General features: G+C 68.3%; 22 protein-coding genes. All 22 read left to right on the forward strand.

Going from position 1 to position 20,813, the window contains the following annotated elements; translation table 11 throughout:
• Positions 1-171: 171 nt before the first annotated feature.
• Positions 172-3,603 carry a DNA-directed RNA polymerase subunit beta gene (gene rpoB / locus FB454_RS14405; protein ID WP_145823058.1) on the forward strand — a complete coding sequence of 1,144 codons (3,432 nt, stop codon included), beginning with the start codon at positions 172-174 and terminating at the stop codon, positions 3,601-3,603.
• An 80-nt stretch (positions 3,604-3,683) separates the two neighbouring features.
• Positions 3,684-7,571, forward strand: coding sequence for a DNA-directed RNA polymerase subunit beta' (locus FB454_RS14410; RefSeq protein ID WP_013288640.1), 3,888 nt, complete (start codon positions 3,684-3,686; stop codon positions 7,569-7,571).
• Positions 7,572-7,685: 114 nt separating this feature from the next.
• The gene (locus FB454_RS14415) at positions 7,686-8,054 is read left to right on the forward strand and encodes a hypothetical protein (protein WP_041784065.1); all 369 of its coding nucleotides are present in this window, start codon (positions 7,686-7,688) and stop codon (positions 8,052-8,054) included.
• A gap of 350 nt (positions 8,055-8,404) precedes the next feature.
• Positions 8,405-8,776 carry a hypothetical protein gene (locus FB454_RS34870; protein WP_176739877.1) on the forward strand — a complete coding sequence of 124 codons (372 nt, stop codon included), beginning with the start codon at positions 8,405-8,407 and terminating at the stop codon, positions 8,774-8,776.
• 500 nt (positions 8,777-9,276) lie between these two features.
• The gene (gene rpsL / locus FB454_RS14425; RefSeq protein ID WP_007465318.1) at positions 9,277-9,651 is read left to right on the forward strand and encodes a 30S ribosomal protein S12; all 375 of its coding nucleotides are present in this window, start codon (positions 9,277-9,279) and stop codon (positions 9,649-9,651) included.
• Position 9,652: 1 nt separating this feature from the next.
• Positions 9,653-10,123 carry a 30S ribosomal protein S7 gene (gene rpsG, locus FB454_RS14430; RefSeq protein WP_013288637.1) on the forward strand — a complete coding sequence of 157 codons (471 nt, stop codon included), beginning with the start codon at positions 9,653-9,655 and terminating at the stop codon, positions 10,121-10,123.
• Positions 10,124-10,198: 75 nt separating this feature from the next.
• Positions 10,199-12,295, forward strand: a complete 2,097-nt coding sequence (gene fusA / locus FB454_RS14435) for an elongation factor G (protein ID WP_013288636.1) — start codon at positions 10,199-10,201, stop codon at positions 12,293-12,295.
• Positions 12,296-12,518: 223 nt separating this feature from the next.
• Positions 12,519-13,712, forward strand: a complete 1,194-nt coding sequence (gene tuf, locus FB454_RS14440; protein WP_013288635.1) for an elongation factor Tu — start codon at positions 12,519-12,521, stop codon at positions 13,710-13,712.
• A 355-nt stretch (positions 13,713-14,067) separates the two neighbouring features.
• Entirely contained in the window at positions 14,068-14,376 is a 309-nt protein-coding gene (gene rpsJ, locus FB454_RS14445) for a 30S ribosomal protein S10 (RefSeq protein WP_007073037.1), read from the forward strand.
• A gap of 11 nt (positions 14,377-14,387) precedes the next feature.
• Entirely contained in the window at positions 14,388-15,053 is a 666-nt protein-coding gene (gene rplC, locus FB454_RS14450; protein ID WP_013288634.1) for a 50S ribosomal protein L3, read from the forward strand.
• Positions 15,050-15,715 (forward strand): 50S ribosomal protein L4, encoded by a 666-nt coding sequence (gene rplD / locus FB454_RS14455; protein ID WP_013288633.1) that lies wholly within the window; start codon positions 15,050-15,052, stop codon positions 15,713-15,715. Before rplC ends, rplD begins: the two co-directional genes overlap by 4 nt.
• Positions 15,712-16,014 carry a 50S ribosomal protein L23 gene (rplW, locus tag FB454_RS14460; RefSeq protein WP_013288632.1) on the forward strand — a complete coding sequence of 101 codons (303 nt, stop codon included), beginning with the start codon at positions 15,712-15,714 and terminating at the stop codon, positions 16,012-16,014. Before rplD ends, rplW begins: the two co-directional genes overlap by 4 nt.
• 12 nt (positions 16,015-16,026) lie before the next feature.
• On the forward strand, positions 16,027-16,866 hold the full coding sequence (rplB, locus tag FB454_RS14465) for a 50S ribosomal protein L2 (RefSeq protein WP_013288631.1): 840 nt from the start codon (positions 16,027-16,029) through the stop codon (positions 16,864-16,866).
• 12 nt (positions 16,867-16,878) lie between these two features.
• Entirely contained in the window at positions 16,879-17,160 is a 282-nt protein-coding gene (rpsS, locus tag FB454_RS14470; protein ID WP_007073032.1) for a 30S ribosomal protein S19, read from the forward strand.
• 40 nt (positions 17,161-17,200) lie between these two features.
• Positions 17,201-17,650 (forward strand): 50S ribosomal protein L22, encoded by a 450-nt coding sequence (rplV, locus tag FB454_RS14475; RefSeq protein ID WP_013288630.1) that lies wholly within the window; start codon positions 17,201-17,203, stop codon positions 17,648-17,650.
• Positions 17,650-18,522, forward strand: coding sequence for a 30S ribosomal protein S3 (rpsC, locus tag FB454_RS14480; RefSeq protein ID WP_047891645.1), 873 nt, complete (start codon positions 17,650-17,652; stop codon positions 18,520-18,522). Before rplV ends, rpsC begins: the two co-directional genes overlap by 1 nt.
• A 3-nt stretch (positions 18,523-18,525) precedes the next feature.
• Positions 18,526-18,951, forward strand: a complete 426-nt coding sequence (rplP, locus tag FB454_RS14485) for a 50S ribosomal protein L16 (protein ID WP_007465292.1) — start codon at positions 18,526-18,528, stop codon at positions 18,949-18,951.
• Positions 18,951-19,187, forward strand: a complete 237-nt coding sequence (gene rpmC / locus FB454_RS14490) for a 50S ribosomal protein L29 (protein ID WP_013288628.1) — start codon at positions 18,951-18,953, stop codon at positions 19,185-19,187. Before rplP ends, rpmC begins: the two co-directional genes overlap by 1 nt.
• Positions 19,184-19,459, forward strand: a complete 276-nt coding sequence (rpsQ, locus tag FB454_RS14495; RefSeq protein WP_013288627.1) for a 30S ribosomal protein S17 — start codon at positions 19,184-19,186, stop codon at positions 19,457-19,459. Before rpmC ends, rpsQ begins: the two co-directional genes overlap by 4 nt.
• A gap of 98 nt (positions 19,460-19,557) precedes the next feature.
• Complete coding sequence (gene rplN, locus FB454_RS14500) at positions 19,558-19,926, forward strand: 50S ribosomal protein L14 (protein ID WP_007073026.1); 369 nt, start codon at positions 19,558-19,560, stop codon at positions 19,924-19,926.
• On the forward strand, positions 19,923-20,243 hold the full coding sequence (gene rplX / locus FB454_RS14505) for a 50S ribosomal protein L24 (protein WP_013288626.1): 321 nt from the start codon (positions 19,923-19,925) through the stop codon (positions 20,241-20,243). The genes rplN and rplX overlap by 4 nt, the downstream gene beginning before the upstream one ends.
• Positions 20,243-20,812, forward strand: coding sequence for a 50S ribosomal protein L5 (gene rplE, locus FB454_RS14510; protein WP_013288625.1), 570 nt, complete (start codon positions 20,243-20,245; stop codon positions 20,810-20,812). The genes rplX and rplE overlap by 1 nt, the downstream gene beginning before the upstream one ends.
• Position 20,813 lies beyond the last annotated feature (1 nt).

Genomic DNA, 20,813 nt, shown 5'->3' on the forward strand with positions numbered 1-20,813 from the left:
ACCTGCGGGGTGGGCTGGACAGCGGTTAGCCTCTCGGCTACACTGCTAGTTTGCGCTGCCTTCCGACTTGACCCCTGCTCGGAAATGTCCGATTGTGGATATTTCTGGTGGGGTCATTGGAGTGCACGCGTACCAGCCGTTCTGCAGCACCGGTCCTCGGAAGGACGCATCTTGGCAGCTTCCCGCCCTGCGAAGACCAGTCGTACGTCGAGCGCATTCGCGCCCCGCCGAGTTTCTTTCGGTCGGATCACCGAACACCTCGAGGTCCCCAACCTCCTCGCCATCCAGAACGAGTCCTTCGACTGGCTCGTCGGCAACGAGGCTTGGCAGGGCCGGTCGGCGGACGACCCGCACGCACGCTCGGGTCTCGCGGAGATCCTCGACGAGATCAGTCCCATTGAGGACTTCTCCGGCACCATGTCGCTCTCCTTCTCGGCTCCGCGCTTCGACGAGGTCAAGGCCTCGATCGAGGAGTGCAAGGAGAAGGACCTGACCTACTGCGCGCCGCTGTTCGTGACCGCGGAGTTCACCAACAACACCACTGGCGAGATCAAGAGCCAGACGGTGTTCATGGGTGACTTCCCGATGATGACGCCGAAGGGCACCTTCATCATCAACGGCACCGAGCGCGTCGTGGTCAGCCAGCTCGTCCGCTCGCCGGGCGTGTACTTCGACAAGCAGCCGGACAAGACCTCCGACCGCGACCTCTCCAGCGTCAAGGTCATCCCGAGCCGGGGTGCCTGGCTGGAGTTCGACATCGACAAGCGCGACACGGTCGGCGTTCGCATCGACCGCAAGCGCCGCCAGGCCGTCACCGTCCTGCTCAAGGCCATCGGGTGGTCCGCCGAGCGCATCCGTGAGAAGTTCGGCTGGTCCGAGCTCATGATGACCACGCTCGAGAAGGACCACATCGCCGGCCAGGACGAGGCCCTGCTCGACATCTACCGGAAGCTCCGCCCTGGCGAGCCGCCGACCCGTGAGAACGCCCAGACCCTGCTCGACAACCTCTTCTTCAACCCGAAGCGGTACGACGTCGCCAAGGTCGGGCGCTACAAGTTCAACAAGAAGCTCGAGCTGGACGTGCCGATCACCACCGGCACGCTCACCGAGGACGACATCGTCGCCACCGCGGAATACCTCTGCCGGCTGCACGCCGGTGAGGAGGGCTACGAGGCCGACGACATCGACCACTTCGGCAACCGTCGCCTGCGTACCGTGGGCGAGCTGATCCAGAACCAGGTCCGGGTGGGTCTCTCCCGGATGGAGCGGGTCGTCCGCGAGCGGATGACCACCCAGGACGTCGAGGCGATCACGCCGCAGACCCTGATCAACATCCGCCCGGTGGTGGCGGCGATCAAGGAGTTCTTCGGTACGTCGCAGCTGTCCCAGTTCATGGACCAGACCAACCCGCTGGCGGGCCTGACCCACCGGCGCCGGCTGAGCGCGCTCGGCCCGGGTGGTCTGTCCCGCGAGCGGGCCGGCTTCGAGGTCCGGGACGTGCACCCGTCCCACTACGGCCGGATGTGCCCGATCGAGACGCCGGAAGGCCCGAACATCGGCCTGATCGGCGCCCTGTCCACGTTCGCCCGGGTCAACCCGTTCGGCTTCATCGAGACGCCGTACCGGAAGGTCATCGACGGCCGGGTCACCGACCAGATCGACTACCTGACCGCGGACGAGGAGGACCGGTTCGTCAAGGCGCAGGCAAACGCCCCGCTGAAGTCGGACGGCACCTTCGCCGAGGACCGCGTCCTGGTCCGCCGTAAGGGCGGCGAGACCGAGGACGTCGCGCCGGGCGCCGTGGACTACATGGACGTGTCGCCGCGGCAGATGACCTCGGTCGCCACCGCGATGATCCCGTTCCTGGAGCACGACGACGCCAACCGCGCGCTCATGGGTGCGAACATGCAGCGTCAGGCGGTGCCGCTGGTCAAGGCCGAGGCTCCGCTGGTCGGTACGGGCATGGAGTACCGCGCCGCGGTCGACGCCGGTGACGTCGTCGTCGCCGAGGTCGGCGGTGTGGTCGAGGACCTGTGCGCGGACTACATCACCGTCCACCAGGACGACGGCCACCGCCGTACGTACCTGCTGCACAAGTTCCGCCGCTCCAACGCCGGCTCCTGCGTCAACCAGAAGCCGGTCGTCTTCGAGGGCGACCGCGTCGAGGCCGGTCAGGTCATCGCCGACGGTCCGTGCACCGACGAGGGCGAGATGGCGCTCGGACGTAACCTGCTGGTGGCGTTCATGTGCTGGGAGGGCCACAACTACGAGGACGCGATCATCCTGTCGCAGCGCCTCGTGCAGCAGGACGTGCTCACCTCGATCCACATCGAGGAGCACGAGGTCGACGCCCGGGACACCAAGCTCGGCCCGGAGGAGATCACCCGCGACATCCCGAACGTCAGCGAGGAGATGCTCGCCGACCTCGACGAGCGCGGCATCATCCGGATCGGCGCCGAGGTCGTCCCCGGCGACATCCTGGTCGGCAAGGTCACCCCGAAGGGTGAGACCGAGCTGACCCCCGAGGAGCGGCTGCTCCGCGCGATCTTCGGCGAGAAGGCGCGCGAGGTCCGGGACACCTCGCTGAAGGTGCCGCACGGCGAGACCGGCACGGTCATCGGTGTGCGTACCTTCTCCCGCGAGGACGGCGACGAGCTGCCCCCGGGCGTGAACGAGCTGGTCCGGGTCTACGTGGCCCAGAAGCGCAAGATCCAGGACGGTGACAAGCTCGCGGGCCGCCACGGCAACAAGGGCGTCATCTCCAAGATCCTGCCGATCGAGGACATGCCGTTCCTGGAGGACGGCACCCCGGTCGACATCGTGCTGAACCCGCTCGGTGTGCCGTCCCGGATGAACATCGGCCAGGTCCTGGAGACCCACCTCGGGTGGGTTGCCAAGACCGGCTGGAGCGTGGACGGCGACGACGCCGAGTGGAAGCGCCAGCTCCGCTCGATCAACGCGCACGAGTCCGAGCCGGACACCAACGTGGCCACGCCGGTCTTCGACGGTGCCCGCGAGGAGGAGATCTCCGGTCTGCTGGCGTCGACCCTGCCCAACCGGGACGGCAACCAGCTCATCGGGGGCAGCGGCAAGGCGCAGCTGTTCGACGGTCGTTCCGGCGAGCCGCTGCCCGACCCGATCGCGGTCGGCTACGTCTACATCCTGAAGCTCAACCACCTGGTCGACGACAAGATCCACGCCCGGTCGACCGGCCCGTACTCGATGATCACGCAGCAGCCGCTGGGTGGTAAGGCGCAGTTCGGTGGCCAGCGCTTCGGTGAGATGGAGTGCTGGGCCATGCAGGCGTACGGCGCCGCCTACGCCCTGCAGGAGCTGCTGACCATCAAGTCCGACGACGTCCTGGGCCGGGTCAAGGTCTACGAGGCGATCGTCAAGGGCGAGAACATCCCCGAGCCGGGCATCCCGGAGTCGTTCAAGGTGCTGCTCAAGGAGCTGCAGTCGCTGTGCCTCAACGTCGAGGTGCTCTCCAGCGACGGTGTGGCCCTGGAGATGCGCGAGACCGACGACGAGGTGTTCCGGGCGGCGGAGGAGCTGGGCATCGACCTGTCCCGGCGCGAGCCGAGCTCGGTCGAAGAGGTCTGAGGTGGTGATCCGGGGCAGGGTCACCCTGCCCCGGATCCCACTCGTTAGCTAGCAGTACAGACGACGACATAGGGGACATAGTGCTCGACGTCAACTTCTTCGACGAGCTGCGCATCGGCCTCGCCACCGCTGACGACATCCGTCAGTGGTCCCACGGCGAGGTCAAGAAGCCCGAGACCATCAACTACCGCACCCTCAAGCCGGAGAAGGACGGGCTCTTCTGCGAGAAGATCTTCGGTCCGCAGCGGGACTGGGAGTGCTACTGCGGTAAGTACAAGCGGGTCCGTTTCAAGGGCATCATCTGCGAGCGCTGCGGCGTCGAGGTGACCCGCTCCAAGGTTCGCCGGGAGCGGATGGGTCACATCGAGCTGGCCGCTCCGGTGACCCACATCTGGTACTTCAAGGGCGTGCCGAGCCGGCTGGGCTACCTGCTGGACCTCGCCCCGAAGGACCTCGAGAAGATCATCTACTTCGCCTCGTACGTCGTGACGAGCGTGGACGCCGAAGCGCGTCACCGCGACCTCTCGACCATCGAGAACGAGATCCTGGCCGAGAAGCGGCAGGCCGAGAACAGCCGCGACTCGGAGATCGAGAAGCGGGCCGCCAAGCTGGAGGCCGACCTGGCCGAGCTGGAGGCCGAGGGCGCGAAGGCGGACGTCCGGCGCAAGGTCAAGGAGGGCGGAGAGCGCGAGATGCGCCAGATCCGCGACCGGGCCCAGCGCGAGATCGACCGCCTCGACGAGGTCCTCGACACCTTCCGCAAGCTGGAGCCGAAGCAGCTGGTCACCGACGAGCTGCTCTACCGCGAGCTGCGCGACCGCTTCGGTGAGTACTTCACCGGCAGCATGGGCGCCGAGGCGATCAAGGCCCTGGTCCAGAACATGGACCTGGAGGCCGAGGCGGAGAACCTGCGCGAGACCATCCGCTCCGGCAAGGGCCAGCGGAAGATCCGTGCGCTCAAGCGGCTCAAGGTCGTCGCGGCCTTCCAGAACACCCGCAACTCGCCGCTCGGCATGGTGCTGGACTGCGTCCCGGTCATCCCGCCGGACCTGCGCCCGATGGTGCAGCTCGACGGTGGCCGCTTCGCGACCTCCGACCTGAACGACCTGTACCGGCGTGTGATCAACCGGAACAACCGCCTCAAGCGGCTGATCGACCTCGGCGCGCCCGAGATCATCGTCAACAACGAGAAGCGGATGCTCCAGGAGGCCGTCGACGCGCTGTTCGACAACGGCCGCCGTGGCCGTCCGGTCACCGGCCCGGGTAACCGGCCGCTGAAGTCGCTGTCCGACATGCTCAAGGGCAAGCAGGGCCGGTTCCGCCAGAACCTGCTGGGCAAGCGCGTCGACTACTCCGGCCGTTCGGTCATCGTGGTCGGCCCGAAGCTCAAGCTGCACCAGTGCGGCCTGCCCAAGCAGATGGCGCTGGAGCTGTTCAAGCCGTTCGTGATGAAGCGGCTGGTCGACCTCAACCACGCGCAGAACATCAAGTCCGCCAAGCGGATGGTCGAGCGGCAGCGGCCGGTCGTGTGGGACGTGCTGGAAGAGGTCATCGGCGAGCACCCGGTTCTGCTGAACCGCGCGCCGACCCTGCACCGTCTGGGCATCCAGGCCTTCGAGCCGCAGCTGGTCGAGGGCAAGGCCATCCAGATCCACCCGCTGGTCTGCACCGCGTTCAACGCCGACTTCGACGGTGACCAGATGGCGGTCCACGTGCCGCTGTCCGCCGAGGCCCAGGCCGAGGCGCGGATCCTGATGCTGTCGTCGAACAACATCCTCAAGCCGGCCGACGGCAAGCCGGTCACCATGCCGACCCAGGACATGGTCATCGGTCTGTACCACCTCACCCACCTCACCCCGGGTGGCAAGGGCGAGGGCCGGGCGTTCAGCTCGGACGCCGAGGCGCGGATGGCGTACGACAACGGCGAGCTGCACCTGCAGACGCCGGTCCGGATCCGGCTGCGCGACGTGGTCGGTGTGGACAACGGCGCCGGCGCCGAGCCGTGGACCGCCCCCGAGGGCTGGACCGAGGGCGAGCCGGTGACCGTGGAGACCACGCTGGGCCGGGTCCTGTTCAACGAGACGCTGCCCCCGGGCTACCGCTTCGTGAACTACGAGATCCGCAAGGGCCAGCTCTCCGCGATCGTCAACGACCTCGCCGAGCGCTTCCCGAAGGTGGCCCTGGCGGCCACCCTGGACGGGCTCAAGGAGGCCGGTTTCCACTGGGCCACCTGGTCCGGCGTCACCATCGGCATGGAGGACGTCATCGCTCCGCCGCGCAAGCGGGAGATCCTGGAGCGGTACGAGAAGGAAGCCGACCGGATCGACAAGCAGTACCAGCGTGGTCTGATGACCGCCGAGGAGCGCCGCGGCGAGCTCATCGAGATCTGGACCAAGGCGACCAACGAGGTCGCCAAGGAGATGGACACCGCGCTGCCGCAGGAGAACCCGCTGTGGAAGATGATCAACTCGGGTGCCCGCGGTAACCTGCTCCAGCTCCGGCAGATCGCGGCGATCCGTGGTCTGGTGGCCAACCCGAAGGGCGAGATCATCCCGCGGCCGATCAAGGCCAGCTACCGGGAGGGTCTGTCCGTGCTGGAGTACTTCATCTCCACGCACGGTGCCCGCAAGGGTCTCGCGGACACCGCCCTGCGTACCGCCGACTCGGGTTACCTGACCCGGCGTCTGGTGGACGTCTCGCAGGACGTCATCATCCGCGAGGAGGACTGCGGCACCGACCGCGCCATCCCGATGCAGGTCGGTGAGCGCATCGACGGCAAGCTGGTCGTGCACGAGCACGCCGAGACCAGCGTGCACGCCCGGACGCTCGCCGACGACATCAAGGGGCCGGACGGCACCGTGGTGGCCCACCGCGGCCAGGACATCAACTCGATCCTGGTGGACGCGATCGTCGCCGCCGGGACCGAGACGGTGCGGGTGCGCAGCGTGCTCACCTGCGAGTCGAAGCTGGGCGTCTGCGGTGCGTGCTACGGCCGCTCGCTGCCGACCGGCAAGACCGTGGACGTCGGCGAGGCGGTCGGCATCATCGCCGCCCAGTCGATCGGTGAGCCGGGTACGCAGCTGACGATGCGTACCTTCCACACCGGTGGTGTCGCGGGTGAGGACATCACCCAGGGTCTGCCCCGTGTCCAGGAGATCTTCGAGGCCCGGGTGCCGAAGGGTAAGGCGCCCATCGCCGACACCCCGGGTCGCATCCGGATCGAGGACGGCGAGCGGTCCCGCAAGATCGTGGTCATCCCGGACGACGGCAGCGACGAGATCGTGTACGACAAGATCTCGAAGCGGGTCCGGCTCCGGGCGCACGACGGCGACCACGTCGAGGTCGGCGAGAAGCTCACCGAGGGCACCATCGACCCGCACGAGCTGCTGCGCATCCTCGGCCCGCGCGCGGTCCAGGTCCACCTGACCCAGGAGGTCCAGGAGGTCTACCGCTCGCAGGGTGTGCTCATCCACGACAAGCACATCGAGATCATCATCCGCCAGATGCTCAAGCGGGTGACTGTGATCGACTCCGGCTCGACCGAGTTCCTGCCGGGCGTGCTGGTCGACCGGGCGCTGTTCGAGTCGGAGAACCGCCGGCTCGTCGGCGAGGGTGGCGAGCCCGCCGCCGGTCGCCCGGTGCTGATGGGTATCACCAAGGCCTCGCTGGCCACTGACTCCTGGCTGTCGGCGGCCTCCTTCCAGGAGACCACCCGGGTGCTGACGGACGCGGCGATCCACGCCCGCAGCGACTCGCTGATCGGCCTCAAGGAGAACGTGATCATCGGTAAGCTCATCCCGGCCGGTACGGGCATCAGCAAGTACCGCAACGTCCGGGTCGAGCCGACCGAGGAGGCGAAGGCCAAGGTCTACTCGATGACCGGCTACCCGGAGACCGACTACGGCTTCGGGCCGGCCAGCGGCCAGGCGGTTCCGCTGGACGACTTCGACTTCGGGTCGTACCGCTAAGCAGTAGGACGCGACGAGGCCCCCGGCATCCGCCGGGGGCCTCGTCGCGTCCGGAGTGCCGGGACCGGCTGCCTTCCGCCGGGACGGACGGCCGGGTCGGGGCATGATGGAGGCATGACGACCGTGCCCGGGCAGGCGCCCGTCGTGCCGCAGGCGTACCGCCATCCGTACGACCCGGAGCCGGTCCGCTCCACCAAGGCCCGCGCCGTCTTCGCGCTCGGGCTGATCGGCGTGCTCACCGGTCTGTTCCTCGGCGGCGCGGTGCCGGCCACGATCGCGCTCGTGCTCGCCCGGCAGGCGCGCCGGGAAGCGTACGCCTCGGGTGGTTATCTCACCGGCGCGGACTGGCTGCGGCGCGGCGAGCAGATGGCGCGGACCGGTCTGGTGCTGACCGCCGCCGCGGTGGTCGCGGCGGTGGTGATCGGCGTGGTCCGCGCCGCGGACGCCTCGTTCGGCCACGACTTCGCGCCGAACTTCGACTGACCCGGTGGGGGAGCGGGCCCGCGCCCGCCCACCCCGCAATGATCGGCGGCGGTAGCCTGGCCGGTGTCCGCCGCGCGGCGGGCGCGTGTGGACAGGAGGACCCCGTGACGGAACCGGCTCCGCCGGGAGGCGACCAGCCGCGCCCCGGGCCGTACCCGCCGGGTTCCGCGTCCGCGCCGGCGCACCAGCCGGGGCCGTACGGGGCGTACCCGGGGAGTCCGCCGGCGCACGGCGGCGGGTGGCCGGCGCCGGCGAGCGTGCCCGGCCACGGCGGCTGGGGTCCGCACGGCGGGCCGGCGCTTCCGCCGCCGCCAGCCGAGACGCCGCGGCCGCCGAAGCGGGTCGACGCGGTGCCGGGTACGCCGTTCGGCGTGGTCCACCTCGACGTGCCGCCCGTCACCTCCGGCCTGGCGATCGGGTCGCTCGTCGCAGGCATCGCCGCGATCGGGGTGTCGCTGCTGGTGTTGTGCTTCGGTCTGGCCGGCCGCGACGTCGGCGGCGCCTGGGCGGCCGGCGCGTTCACAGTGCTCGGCGGGCTGATCGGCGTCGGCGCGGTGGTGGCCGGGCTGCTCGCCCGGCGGCAGATCCGGCGGCCGGCGCCGCCGCCGTCGGTGCGCTTCACCGGCGCCGGCCTGGCCGTGGCGGGGATCTCCTGCGGGGCGGCGGGGGTGCTGTTCGGCCTGATCGGGCTCGCGCTGGCCCTGGTGGTGCAGATCACGTGACGCCGCGTCTGCGACGCCTGCGGCCGGTGACCTGGGTTGAGCGGAATGTCCGGGTGTCCGAAGGCCGGGCGGTGTCGGGGCCGCCGGGTCGCGCGGCGGACGAGCCGGTACACTTGTCACTGTAGGTGCCCATCACCGGCGCATCGGCGACCCGGAGACCGGGCGGCGGACCGCACAGCGGTCCTTCCCGACCCATCCGTTTTGACCGGCGCGGCTGTGGTAGGTACTCTTTCCCCTTGTGCCCGGGCCCGCCCGGGCAATGCGTGCGTGCGCTGGAACCGGTCAGCCGGTGATCGCGCGGTCGCACCACCAAGACCAGAAGATCCGGTACGACGCGTGAGCGGCCGGCACCGGAACCGTGACTCGGGCGACACGCCCGACCGCGGGTGCTGGGGAGCCGTCAGGCGGCCCTGGTTGAAATGTAGGAGAGCCGCCCATCCGGACGGCTGGAGCAGACGGCGCGGTCGCCTCGCAGCGGCCGAAGGGAGCGGAGAAACCCGGTGCCCACCATTCAGCAGTTGGTCCGAAAGGGCCGTCAGGCCAAGACGACCAAGACCAAGACCCCGGCGCTCAAGGGGTCTCCCCAGCGGCGCGGCGTGTGCACCCGTGTGTACACCACCACCCCGAAGAAGCCGAACTCGGCGCTGCGCAAGGTCGCTCGTGTCAAGCTCAGCAGCCAGATCGAGGTGACCGCCTACATCCCGGGCGTCGGCCACAACCTCCAGGAGCACTCGATCGTGCTCGTGCGCGGCGGTCGTGTGAAGGACCTCCCGGGCGTGCGGTACAAGATCGTGCGCGGTTCGCTGGACACCCAGGGTGTCCGCAACCGCAAGCAGGCTCGCAGCCGCTACGGCGCGAAGAAGGAGAAGAGCTGACATGCCGCGTAAGGGACCCGCTCCGCGGAAGCCGCTGGTCGCTGACCCGGTGTACAACTCGCCCCTGGTCACCCAGCTGGTGAACAAGATCCTGCTGCGCGGCAAGCGTCAGCTCGCCGAACGCATCGTGTACGCCGCCCTGGAGGGCTGCCGCGAGAAGTCCGGCACCGACCCCGTCGTCACGCTCAAGCGCGCGATGGACAACGTCAAGCCGACCCTCGAGGTGCGCAGCCGCCGTGTCGGTGGCGCCACCTACCAGGTTCCGGTCGAGGTCCGGCCGTCCCGCGCGACCACGCTCGGTCTGCGCTGGCTGGTGACCTACTCCCGGGCGCGGCGCGAGAAGACCATGGTCGAGCGGCTGATGAACGAGCTGCTGGACGCGAGCAACGGCCTCGGCGCCGCCGTCAAGCGGCGTGAGGACACGCACAAGATGGCCGAGTCGAACAAGGCCTTCGCGCACTACCGCTGGTAACACCTGAGGTTCCGGCGCCCACCGGCGCCGGAACCGCCACCAGTTGTGTCGAGACGACGATAAGTAGGGATTGAAGTGGCCGCCGCAGACGCGCTCGCCAACGTACGCAACATCGGCATCATGGCCCACATCGATGCCGGTAAGACCACTACCACCGAGCGAATCCTGTTCTACACCGGCATCACGTACAAGATCGGTGAGGTCCACGAGGGCGCCGCCGTCATGGACTGGATGGAGCAGGAGCAGGAGCGCGGTATCACCATCACTTCCGCCGCCACCAAGTGCGAGTGGAAGGGCCACACGATCCAGATCATCGACACGCCCGGCCACGTCGACTTCACGGTCGAGGTCGAGCGGTCGCTGCGTGTTCTGGACGGTGCGGTCGCGGTCTACGACGGCGTGGCCGGCGTGGAGCCCCAGACGGAGAACGTCTGGCGGCAGGCGGACAAGTACAACGTCCCCCGGATGTGCTTCGTCAACAAGCTCGACCGGACCGGCGCCGACTTCTTCCGCTGCGTGCAGATGATGATCGACCGGCTCAACGCCACCCCGCTGGTCCTCCAGATCCCGATCGGCGCCGAGTCCGACTTCATCGGCGTGGTCGACCTGGTCGAGATGCGTGCGCTGACCTGGCGCGGCGAGACCCAGAAGGGTGAGGACTACGCGGTCGAGGAGATCCCGGCCGACCTCGCCGACTCGGCTGCCGAGTGGCGCGAGAAGCTGATGGAGACCCTCGCCGACGTCGACGACTCGGTGATGGAGAAGTACCTCGAGGGCGAGGAGATCTCGGTCGACGAGATCAAGGCCGCCATCCGCCGGTCCACCATCGCCGGCAAGGCCAACCCGGTCCTCACCGGTACCGCCTTCAAGAACAAGGGCATCCAGCCGATGCTGGACGCGGTCGTCGCGTACCTGCCCTCGCCGCTGGACATCCCGGCGATCGAGGGTACGGCCACCGACGGCGAGACCCCGCTGCAGCGGAAGCCCTCGGTCTCCGAGCCGTTCTCCGGGCTGGCCTTCAAGATCCAGACCGACAAGCACCTCGGCAAGCTGACGTACGTCCGGATCTACTCCGGCACGCTCGAGTCCGGTTCTCAGGTGATCAACTCCACCAAGGACCGCAAGGAGCGGATCGGCAAGATCTACCAGATGCACGCCAACAAGCGGGAGGAGCGCAGCTCCGCCCAGGCCGGCGACATCATCGCGGTGCAGGGTCTGAAGCAGACCACCACCGGTGACACCCTGTGCGACCCGGCGAACCCAGTCATCCTGGAGTCGATGACCTTCCCGGAGCCGGTCATCGAGGTGGCCATCGAGCCGAAGACCAAGGCCGACCAGGAGAAGCTCAGCACCGCCATCCAGCGGCTGGCCGAGGAGGACCCGACCTTCCGCGTCAAGCTGGACGACCAGACCGGTCAGACGGTCATCTCCGGCATGGGCGAGCTGCACCTGGACATCCTGGTCGACCGGATGCGCCGCGAGTTCAACGTCGAGGCGAACATCGGTAAGCCGCAGGTGGCGTACCGCGAGACCATCCGCCGCAAGGTGGAGAAGGTCGAGTACACCCACAAGAAGCAGACCGGTGGTTCCGGCCAGTACGCCCGCGTGATCATCAGCGTGGAGCCGCTGCCGCTGGGCAACGACGCCCCGACGTACGAGTTCGCCAACGCGGTGACCGGTGGCCGCATCCCCCGGGAGTTCATCCCCTCGGTGGACGCGGGCGCGCAGGACGCCATGCAGTACGGCATCCTCGCCGGCTTCCCCCTGGTGGGTGTCAAGCTCACCCTGGTGGACGGCCAGTACCACGAGGTCGACTCGTCGGAGATGGCGTTCAAGATCGCCGGCTCGATGGCGATGAAGGAGGCGGCCCGCAAGGCCGACCCCGCTCTCCTCGAGCCGATGATGGCCGTTGAGGTCACCACTCCTGAGGAGAACATGGGTGACGTCATCGGCGACCTCAACTCCCGGCGTGGCATCATCCAGGCGATGGAGGAGCGCAGCGGCGCTCGCGTCGTCCGGGCTCTGGTGCCGCTGTCGGAGATGTTCGGCTACGTCGGCGACCTGCGGTCGAAGACCCAGGGCCGGGCTAGCTACAGCATGCAGTTCGACTCCTACGCCGAGGTTCCGAACTCGGTGGCCAAGGAGATCATCGCCAAGGCGACGGGTGAGTGACGCTCACCCTCGGCTGACCCGATGACACGAGGGCGGTCGCGGGAGGGTTCTCCCGCCCGCGGCCACCTCGATCGGATTGCGTGAGACCGGGCCTGTAGGCTTCATCGCCGCAGAACCCACAAAAGCTCTCCGGCCTTCCGGCCGGAAAGGCTGTCGACAGAGTCCTAAGCGCCGAACGGCGCGCCGGGGCGAACGAACCAAGAAAGTCCACAGGAGGACACCAGTGGCGAAGGCGAAGTTCGAGCGGACTAAGCCGCACGTCAACATCGGCACCATTGGTCACATCGACCACGGTAAGACGACGCTGACGGCGGCCATCACCAAGGTCCTGCACGACCAGTACCCGGACCTGAACCCGTACACGCCGTTCGACGAGATCGACAAGGCGCCGGAGGAGAAGGCCCGCGGCATCACGATCTCCATCGCGCACGTCGAGTACCAGACCGAGGCGCGTCACTACGCGCACGTCGACTGCCCCGGTCACGCCGACTACATCAAGAACATGATCACCGGTGCCGCGCAGATGGACGGCGCGATCCTGGTGGTGGCGGCGACCGACGGCCCGATGCCGCAGACCCGCGAGCACGTGCTGCTGGCCCGTCAGGTCGGTGTGCCGTACATCGTCGTGGCGCTCAACAAGAGCGACATGGTCGACGACGAGGAGCTCCTGGAGCTCGTCGAGCTCGAGGTCCGTGAGCTGCTCTCCTCGCAGGAGTACCCGGGTGACGACCTGCCGGTCGTCCGGGTCTCGGCGCTGAAGGCCCTCGAGGGCGACCCGGAGTGGACCGGGAAGCTCCTGGACCTGATGAACGCCGTGGACACCGCGATCCCGCAGCCGGAGCGCGAGACCGAGAAGCCGTTCCTCATGCCCATCGAGGACGTCTTCACCATCACCGGTCGCGGCACCGTGGTCACCGGTCGCGCCGAGCGCGGCATCCTCAAGCCGAACGAGGAGGTGGAGATCGTCGGCATCCGTGAGAAGTCGATGAAGACCACCTGCACCGGCATCGAGATGTTCCGCAAGCTGCTCGACGAGGCCCGTGCGGGTGAGAACGTCGGTCTGCTGCTGCGCGGCATCAAGCGCGAGGACGTCGAGCGCGGCATGGTCGTCATCAAGCCGGGCACCACGACCCCGCACACGGAGTTCGAGGCGACGGTCTACATCCTCTCCAAGGAGGAGGGCGGCCGGCACACCCCGTTCTTCCAGAACTACCGCCCGCAGTTCTACTTCCGGACCACGGACGTCACCGGCGTCGTCACGCTGCCCGAGGGCACCGAGATGGTCATGCCGGGCGACAACACCTCGATGACGGTGAAGCTGATCCAGCCCATCGCCATGGAGGAGAACCTGAAGTTCGCGATCCGCGAGGGTGGTCGTACGGTCGGCGCGGGTCGCGTCACCAAGATCATTAAGTGAGCTGGGTAACCCCGATTAGCGTTGCCGCCGGTCGTGCGGCATACTAGTCAGGTTGCGTAACGACAGTCGGTCACCTGCGTCCGGTTGACGCTGGACCTCCGGGAGTCAGACTGTCTCGCGTAGGGTGGTTGGCCGCCATCGGCGGTCAACCACCCTCGCGCGGCGTCCAGGTCGCGGTCACCGCGATCGGCGCCATGACCCACCGCGTGGTCAGAGAATCGCTCCGGAGTCCCGGGGCGGAGCCTGGCCCACGGGCGCGACACGCCCGACCGCGGGGGTCGGCGGAAGTGGGCCTGTGCCAGCCGGTACAGGCGCCCGCAACACAGCGGCATCGAGAGAAGGAACAGAAGCCACCATGGCGGGACAGAAGATCCGCATCCGGCTCAAGGCCTATGACCACGAGGTCGTCGACTCCTCGGCTCGGAAGATCGTCGAGACGGTGACGCGTACCGGGGCGCAGGTCGCTGGCCCGGTGCCGCTGCCCACGGAGATCAACCGTTTCTGCGTCATCCGCTCGCCGCACAAGTACAAGGACTCGCGCGAGCACTTCGAGATGCGTACGCACAAGCGTCTGATCGACATCATCGACCCGACCCCGAAGACGGTCGACTCGCTCATGCGCCTCGACCTGCCGGCTGGCGTCGACATCGAGATCAAGCTGTAGGGACCGGACAAATGGACAGGCAAGTCAAGGGGATCCTGGGCGCCAAGCTCGGCATGACCCAGGTCTGGGACAACAACAAGGTTGTGCCCGTGACCGTGGTTCAGGCCGGCCCGTGCGTCGTGAGCCAGGTTCGTAGCGCCGACAAGGACGGCTACTCCGCGGTCCAGCTGGCGTACGGGGTCATCGACCCGCGCAAGGTCAAGAAGCCGATCGCCGGGCACTACGCCAAGGCGGACGTCGCGCCGCGCCGGCACATCGTCGAGCTGCGCACCTCCGACGCCGCGGACTACGCGCCGGGCCAGGAGGTCACGGTCGAGGAGTTCCCGGCCGGCGTCGTGATCGACGTGACCGGCAAGACCAAGGGCAAGGGCTACGCCGGCCCGATGAAGCGGCACGGCTTCCACGGTCTGCGTGCCAGCCACGGTGTCGAGCGCAAGCACCGCTCGCCCGGCTCGATCGGCGCCTGCGCGACCCCGGGTCGCGTCTTCAAGGGCACCCGGATGGCGGGCCGGATGGGTGGCGTGCGCTACACCGTCCAGAACCTGACCGTCCAGGCGGTCGACACCGAGAACAACCTCCTGCTCGTCCGCGGTGCCATCCCCGGCCCGAAGGGCGCGCTGGTCCTGGTCCGCACCGCGGCCAAGGCGAAGGTGAAGAAGGGCGGTGCGGCCAAGTGACCACCGTTGACGTCATCAACGTCGAAGGCGCCAAGAGCGGCTCCGTCGAGCTGCCGGCCGACATCTTCGACGCGCAGGCCAACATCGCCCTGATGCACCAGGTCGTGGTGGCCCAGCTTGCGGCGGCCCGCCAGGGTACGCACAAGACGAAGACCCGCGGCGAGGTCTCCGGTGGAGGCAAGAAGCCGTACAAGCAGAAGGGCACCGGTCGTGCCCGCCAGGGCTCGACCCGCGCGCCGCAGTTCGCCGGCGGTGGCGTGGTCCACGGCCCGGTGCCGCGCGACTACAGCCAGCGCACCCCGAAGAAGATGAAGGCCGCCGCCCTGCGTGGCGCCCTCTCCGACCGGGCCCGCGCCGGCCAGGTGCACGTCGTCGAGGCGTTCGTCTCCGGCGAGAAGCCGTCCACCAAGGCGGCCCTGGCCACGCTGACCAAGCTGACCCAGGCCCGTCGGGTCCTGGTCGTGCTGAGCAGCACCGACGAGCTGAACTGGGTGTCGCTGCGGAACCTGCGCAACGCGCGGGACAGCCGGGTGCACCTGATCGAGGCCGGCCAGCTCAACACCTACGACGTGCTGGTGGCCGACGACGTGGTCTTCACCAAGGAGGCCCTGGACGAGTTCCTGGGCGTTCCCGCCGAGACCACCGAGGAGGATGGCAAGTGAGCACGATCGCCGATCCGCGTGACGTCATCGTCGCGCCGGTCGTCTCGGAGAAGAGCTACAGCGAGCTGAACCGCAACTGGTACACCTTCCTGGTGCACCCGGACGCCAACAAGACCGAGATCAAGATCGCTATCCAGCAGATCTTCAACGTCCGCGTCCTGACGGTCAACACGCTCAACCGCGAGGGCAAGCGCAAGCGGACCCGTACCGGGTTCGGCAAGCGCAAGGACACCAAGCGCGCGATGGTGAAGCTGGCTGACGGTGACCGTATCGAGGCCTTCGGCGGCCCGGTCAGCTGAGGGGTGTAGACAATGGCTATCCGTAAGTACAAGCCGACGACGCCGGGCCGGCGTGGCTCGAGCGTTGCCGACTTCGCCGAGATCACCCGGTCGACGCCCGAGAAGTCGCTGCTGGCTCCGCTGCCGAAGAAGGGCGGACGCAACGCCCACGGCCGGATCACCACGCGGCACCACGGTGGCGGCCACAAGCGCCAGTACCGTCTGATCGACTTCAAGCGGGTCGACAAGGACGGCGTGCCGGCGAAGGTCGCTCACATCGAGTACGACCCGAACCGCACCGCGCGCATCGCGCTGCTGCACTACGCCGACGGCGAGAAGCGTTACATCATCGCGCCGAAGGACCTGAAGCAGGGCGACCGTGTCGAGTCCGGTCCGGGCGCCGACATCAAGCCGGGCAACAACCTGCCGCTGCGCAACATCCCGGTCGGTACCACCATCCACAACGTGGAGCTGCGTCCGGGCGGCGGCGCCAAGCTGGCCCGCTCGGCCGGCGTCGGCATCCAGCTGCTCGGCCGTGAGGGCGCGTACGCGACCCTGCGTATGCCGTCCGGTGAGATCCGGCGTGTGGACGTGCGCTGCCGCGCCAGCATCGGCGAGATCGGCAACGCCGACCAGTCGAACATCAACTGGGGTAAGGCCGGCCGTATGCGGTGGAAGGGCAAGCGCCCGACCGTCCGTGGTGTCGCGATGAACCCGGTCGACCACCCGCACGGTGGTGGTGAGGGTAAGACCTCCGGTGGTCGCCACCCGGTCAACCCGCAGGGTAAGCCCGAGGGCCGCACCCGTCGTAAGGGCCAGCCGAGCGACCGGCTGATCGTCCGCCGCCGCTACGCCACGCGTAAGCGCGGCTGAGGGAGATAAGACATGCCTCGCAGCCTGAAGAAGGGCCCGTTCGTCGACGACCACCTGCTCAAGAAGGTGGAGACGCAGAACGACAAGGGCTCGAAGAACGTGATCAAGACCTGGTCGCGGCGCTCGACGATCATCCCGGAGATGCTGGGTCACACGATCGCCGTGCACGACGGACGCAAGCACGTCCCGGTCTTCGTGACCGAGGCCATGGTCGGGCACAAGCTCGGCGAGTTCGCGCTGACCCGCACGTTCAAGGGTCACGAGAAGGACGACCGGAAGAGCCGCCGGCGCTGACGCCGCGGGCATACGGATAGAGGAACAAGGGGTTACAGCGATGCCAGGAAAGGGCGACGCTCCGGTGCTTCCGGGCGCGCGGGCGGTTGCGCGGCACGTGCGCATCTCGCCGATGAAGGCGCGCCGGGTGGTCAACCTCGTCCGCGGCCTGCCCGCGAAGGAGGCGCTCACGGTGCTGCAGTTCGCGCCGCAGGCTGCGAGCGAGCAGGTGTACAAGGTGCTCGCGAGCGCGATCGCCAACGCGGAGAACAACGAGCGGCTGGACCCCGACGCGCTGCTCGTCAGTGAGGCGTTCGTCGACGAGGGCCCGACCATGAAGCGGTTCCGGCCGCGGGCGCAGGGCCGGGCGTACCGGATCCGCAAGCGCACCTGCCACATCACCGTGGCGGTCGAGGCGGTTGCGGCGGCCACGCCGAAGAAGTCGGCGAAGAAGGCCGCTCCGGCCAAGCCGGCCGCTGAGGAGCAGAGCACGACGGAGGGTGCCGAGTAATGGGTCAGAAGGTTCACCCGACCGGGTTCCGGCTCGGCATCTCGACCGACTGGAAGTCCCGCTGGTTCGCGGACAAGCTCTACAAGGACTACATCGGCGAGGATGTCAAGATCCGCCGGATGATGTCCAAGGGCCTCGAGCGCGCCGGCATCTCCAAGGTCGACATCGAGCGCACCCGTGACCGGGTCCGCGTCGACATCCACACCGCCCGGCCGGGCATCGTCATCGGCCGTAAGGGTGCGGAGGCCGACCGGATCCGCGGCGAGCTGGAGAAGCTCACCGGCAAGCAGGTCCAGCTGAACATCATCGAGGTGAAGAACCCCGAGTCGGACGCGCAGCTGGTCGCCCAGGGCGTCGCCGAGCAGCTGTCCAGCCGGGTCAGCTTCCGTCGGGCCATGCGCAAGGCGATGCAGTCCGCGATGAAGAACCCCGCCTGCAAGGGCATCCGGGTTCAGGTCTCGGGCCGTCTGGGCGGCGCCGAGATGAGCCGGACCGAGTTCTACCGCGAGGGCCGGGTTCCGCTGCACACGCTGCGGGCCAACATCGAGTACGGCTTCTTCGAGGCCCGTACCACCTTCGGCCGGATCGGCGTGAAGGTCTGGATCTACAAGGGCGACGCCGTCCCGGGCCGCGAGGCCCCGGCCGAGGCCGCCCCGTCGCGCGGCCCGCGCCGCGACCGTGGCGACCGGCCGGACCGGCCGCGCCGTGGCCGCTCGGGCTCGTCCGGTACGACCGCCGGTGGCACCGAGGCCGGCCGGGCTGCCGCGACCACCATCGCGCAGCAGGCGGAGACGCCGGCCGGTGAGCCGGTCGACAGCAGCGCTGTCGCCGCAGCCGCGACCCAGCCGGCAGAAACGCAGCAGGAGGGCTGACAGATGCTGATGCCGCGCAAGCCCCCGAAGGGCTTCCGCAAGCCGCACCACCCGGACCGCAGTGGCGCGTCCAAGGGTGGTAACCGGGTGGTGTTCGGCGAGTTCGGGATCCAGGCTCTCGAGCCGGCGTACGTGACCAACCGCCAGATCGAGTCGGCGCGTATCGCGATGACCCGCCACATCAAGCGTGGCGGCAAGGTCTGGATCACGATCTTCCCGGACCAGGCCCTCACCAAGAAGCCGGCCGAGACCCGGATGGGTTCCGGTAAGGGTTCGCCCGAGTGGTGGGTCGCCAACGTGAAGCCGGGGCGGGTTCTCTTCGAGATGTCCTTCCCCAACGAGCAGATCGCGCGAGAGGCGATGCGTCGCGCGATCCACAAGCTCCCGATGAAGTGCCGCATTGTTACGCGCGAAGTGGGTGAATCCTGATGGCAGCGGGCGTCAAGCCCTCCGAGCTGCGTGAGCTCTCCGAGGAGGAGCTGGTCACGAAGTTGCGCGAGGCGAAGGCGGAGCTGTTCAACCTCCGCGTGCAGGCCGCAACCGGGCAGCTGGACAACAACCGGCGGCTGCAGGTCATCCGTCGGGAGATCGCCCGGATCTACACGATCATGCGTGAGCGTGAGCTGGGTCTCTCGGCCGCGCCGACTGAGGTGACTGCATCATGAGTGAGAACACCACCGCCCCCGCGCGGTCCCGCCGCAAGGTCCGCGAGGGCCTCGTGGTCAGCGACAAGATGGACAAGACCGTCGTGGTCGAGGTCGAGGACCGCGTCAAGCACGCGCTGTACGGCAAGATCATGCGCCGTACGAGCAAGCTGAAGGTGCACGACGAGCAGAACTCGGCCGGCATCGGCGACCGGGTCCTGATCATGGAGACCCGGCCGCTGTCCGCCACCAAGCGCTGGCGGCTCGTGGAGATCCTCGAGAAGGCCAAGTAGCGAAGGCTCGAGCTCGGCCGGGTCTCGGTCGGGCGCAGGTTCCGCCAGGCTCCGGCCGCCCCGAGCGGCCGGAGAACCGGCAGACATAGGAGATAGACGTGATTCAGCAGGAGTCGCGACTGCGCGTCGCCGACAACACGGGTGCCCGGGAGATCCTGTGCATCCGGGTGCTCGGCGGCTCCGGTCGGCGCTACGCGAGCATCGGCGACGTCATCGTGGCGACCGTCAAGGACGCGATCCCCGGTGCCGGTGTGAAGAAGGGCGACGTCGTCAAGGCCGTCGTCGTTCGGACCGCCAAGGAGAAGCGGCGGCCGGACGGGTCGTACATCCGCTTCGACGAGAACGCCGCCGTCATCATCAAGGACGGTGGGGACCCGCGCGGTACCCGCATCTTCGGCCCGGTGGGCCGGGAGCTGCGGGACAAGCGGTTCATGAAGATCATCTCTCTCGCGCCGGAGGTGTTGTGACCGTGAAGGTCAAGAAGGGCGACACGGTCGTCGTCATCGCCGGCAAGGACAAGGGTGCCAAGGGCAAGGTCATCGCGGCCTACCCGCGGCAGGACAAGGTCCTGGTCGAGGGCGTGAACCGGGTCAAGAAGCACACCCGCATCAGCACCACCCAGCGTGGCGCCAAGACCGGTGGCATCGTCACCCAGGAGGCCCCGATCCACGTCTCGAACGTGATGGTCCTGGACTCCGACGGCAAGCCGACCCGCGTCGGCTACCGGATCGACGACAACGGCCAGAAGGTCCGCATCGCGCGTAGCACCGGTAAGGACCTCTGATGACCACGGCTACCGAAACCAAGACCCTGCCGCGCCTCAAGGAGCGGTACCGCAACGAGATCGTGGGCGAGCTGCAGAAGCAGTTCGAGTTCGCCAACCCGATGCAGGTTCCGCGGCTGGTCAAGATCGTCGTCAACATGGGTGTCGGCGAGGCTGCTCGCGACGCCAAGCTGATCGACGGGGCCGTCCGCGACCTGGCCACCATCACCGGCCAGAAGCCGCAGGTCCGGCGGGCCACCAAGTCCATCGCGCAGTTCAAGCTCCGCGAGGGCATGCCGATCGGCGCGAAGGTCACCCTGCGCGGCGACCGGATGTGGGAGTTCCTGGACCGGCTGCTCTCCATCGCGCTGCCGCGTATCCGTGACTTCCGCGGCCTGGACGGGCGCAAGCTCGACGGGCACGGCAACTACACGTTCGGCCTGACCGAGCAGTCGGTGTTCCACGAGATCGACCAGGACAAGATCGATCGCCAGCGGGGCATGGACATCACGGTGGTCACGACCGCCACGACCGACGACGAGGGCCGGGCGCTGCTCAAGCTCCTGGGCTTCCCGTTCAAGGAGAACTGAG

Source organism: Micromonospora sp. CNZ297, from assembly GCF_007827625.1.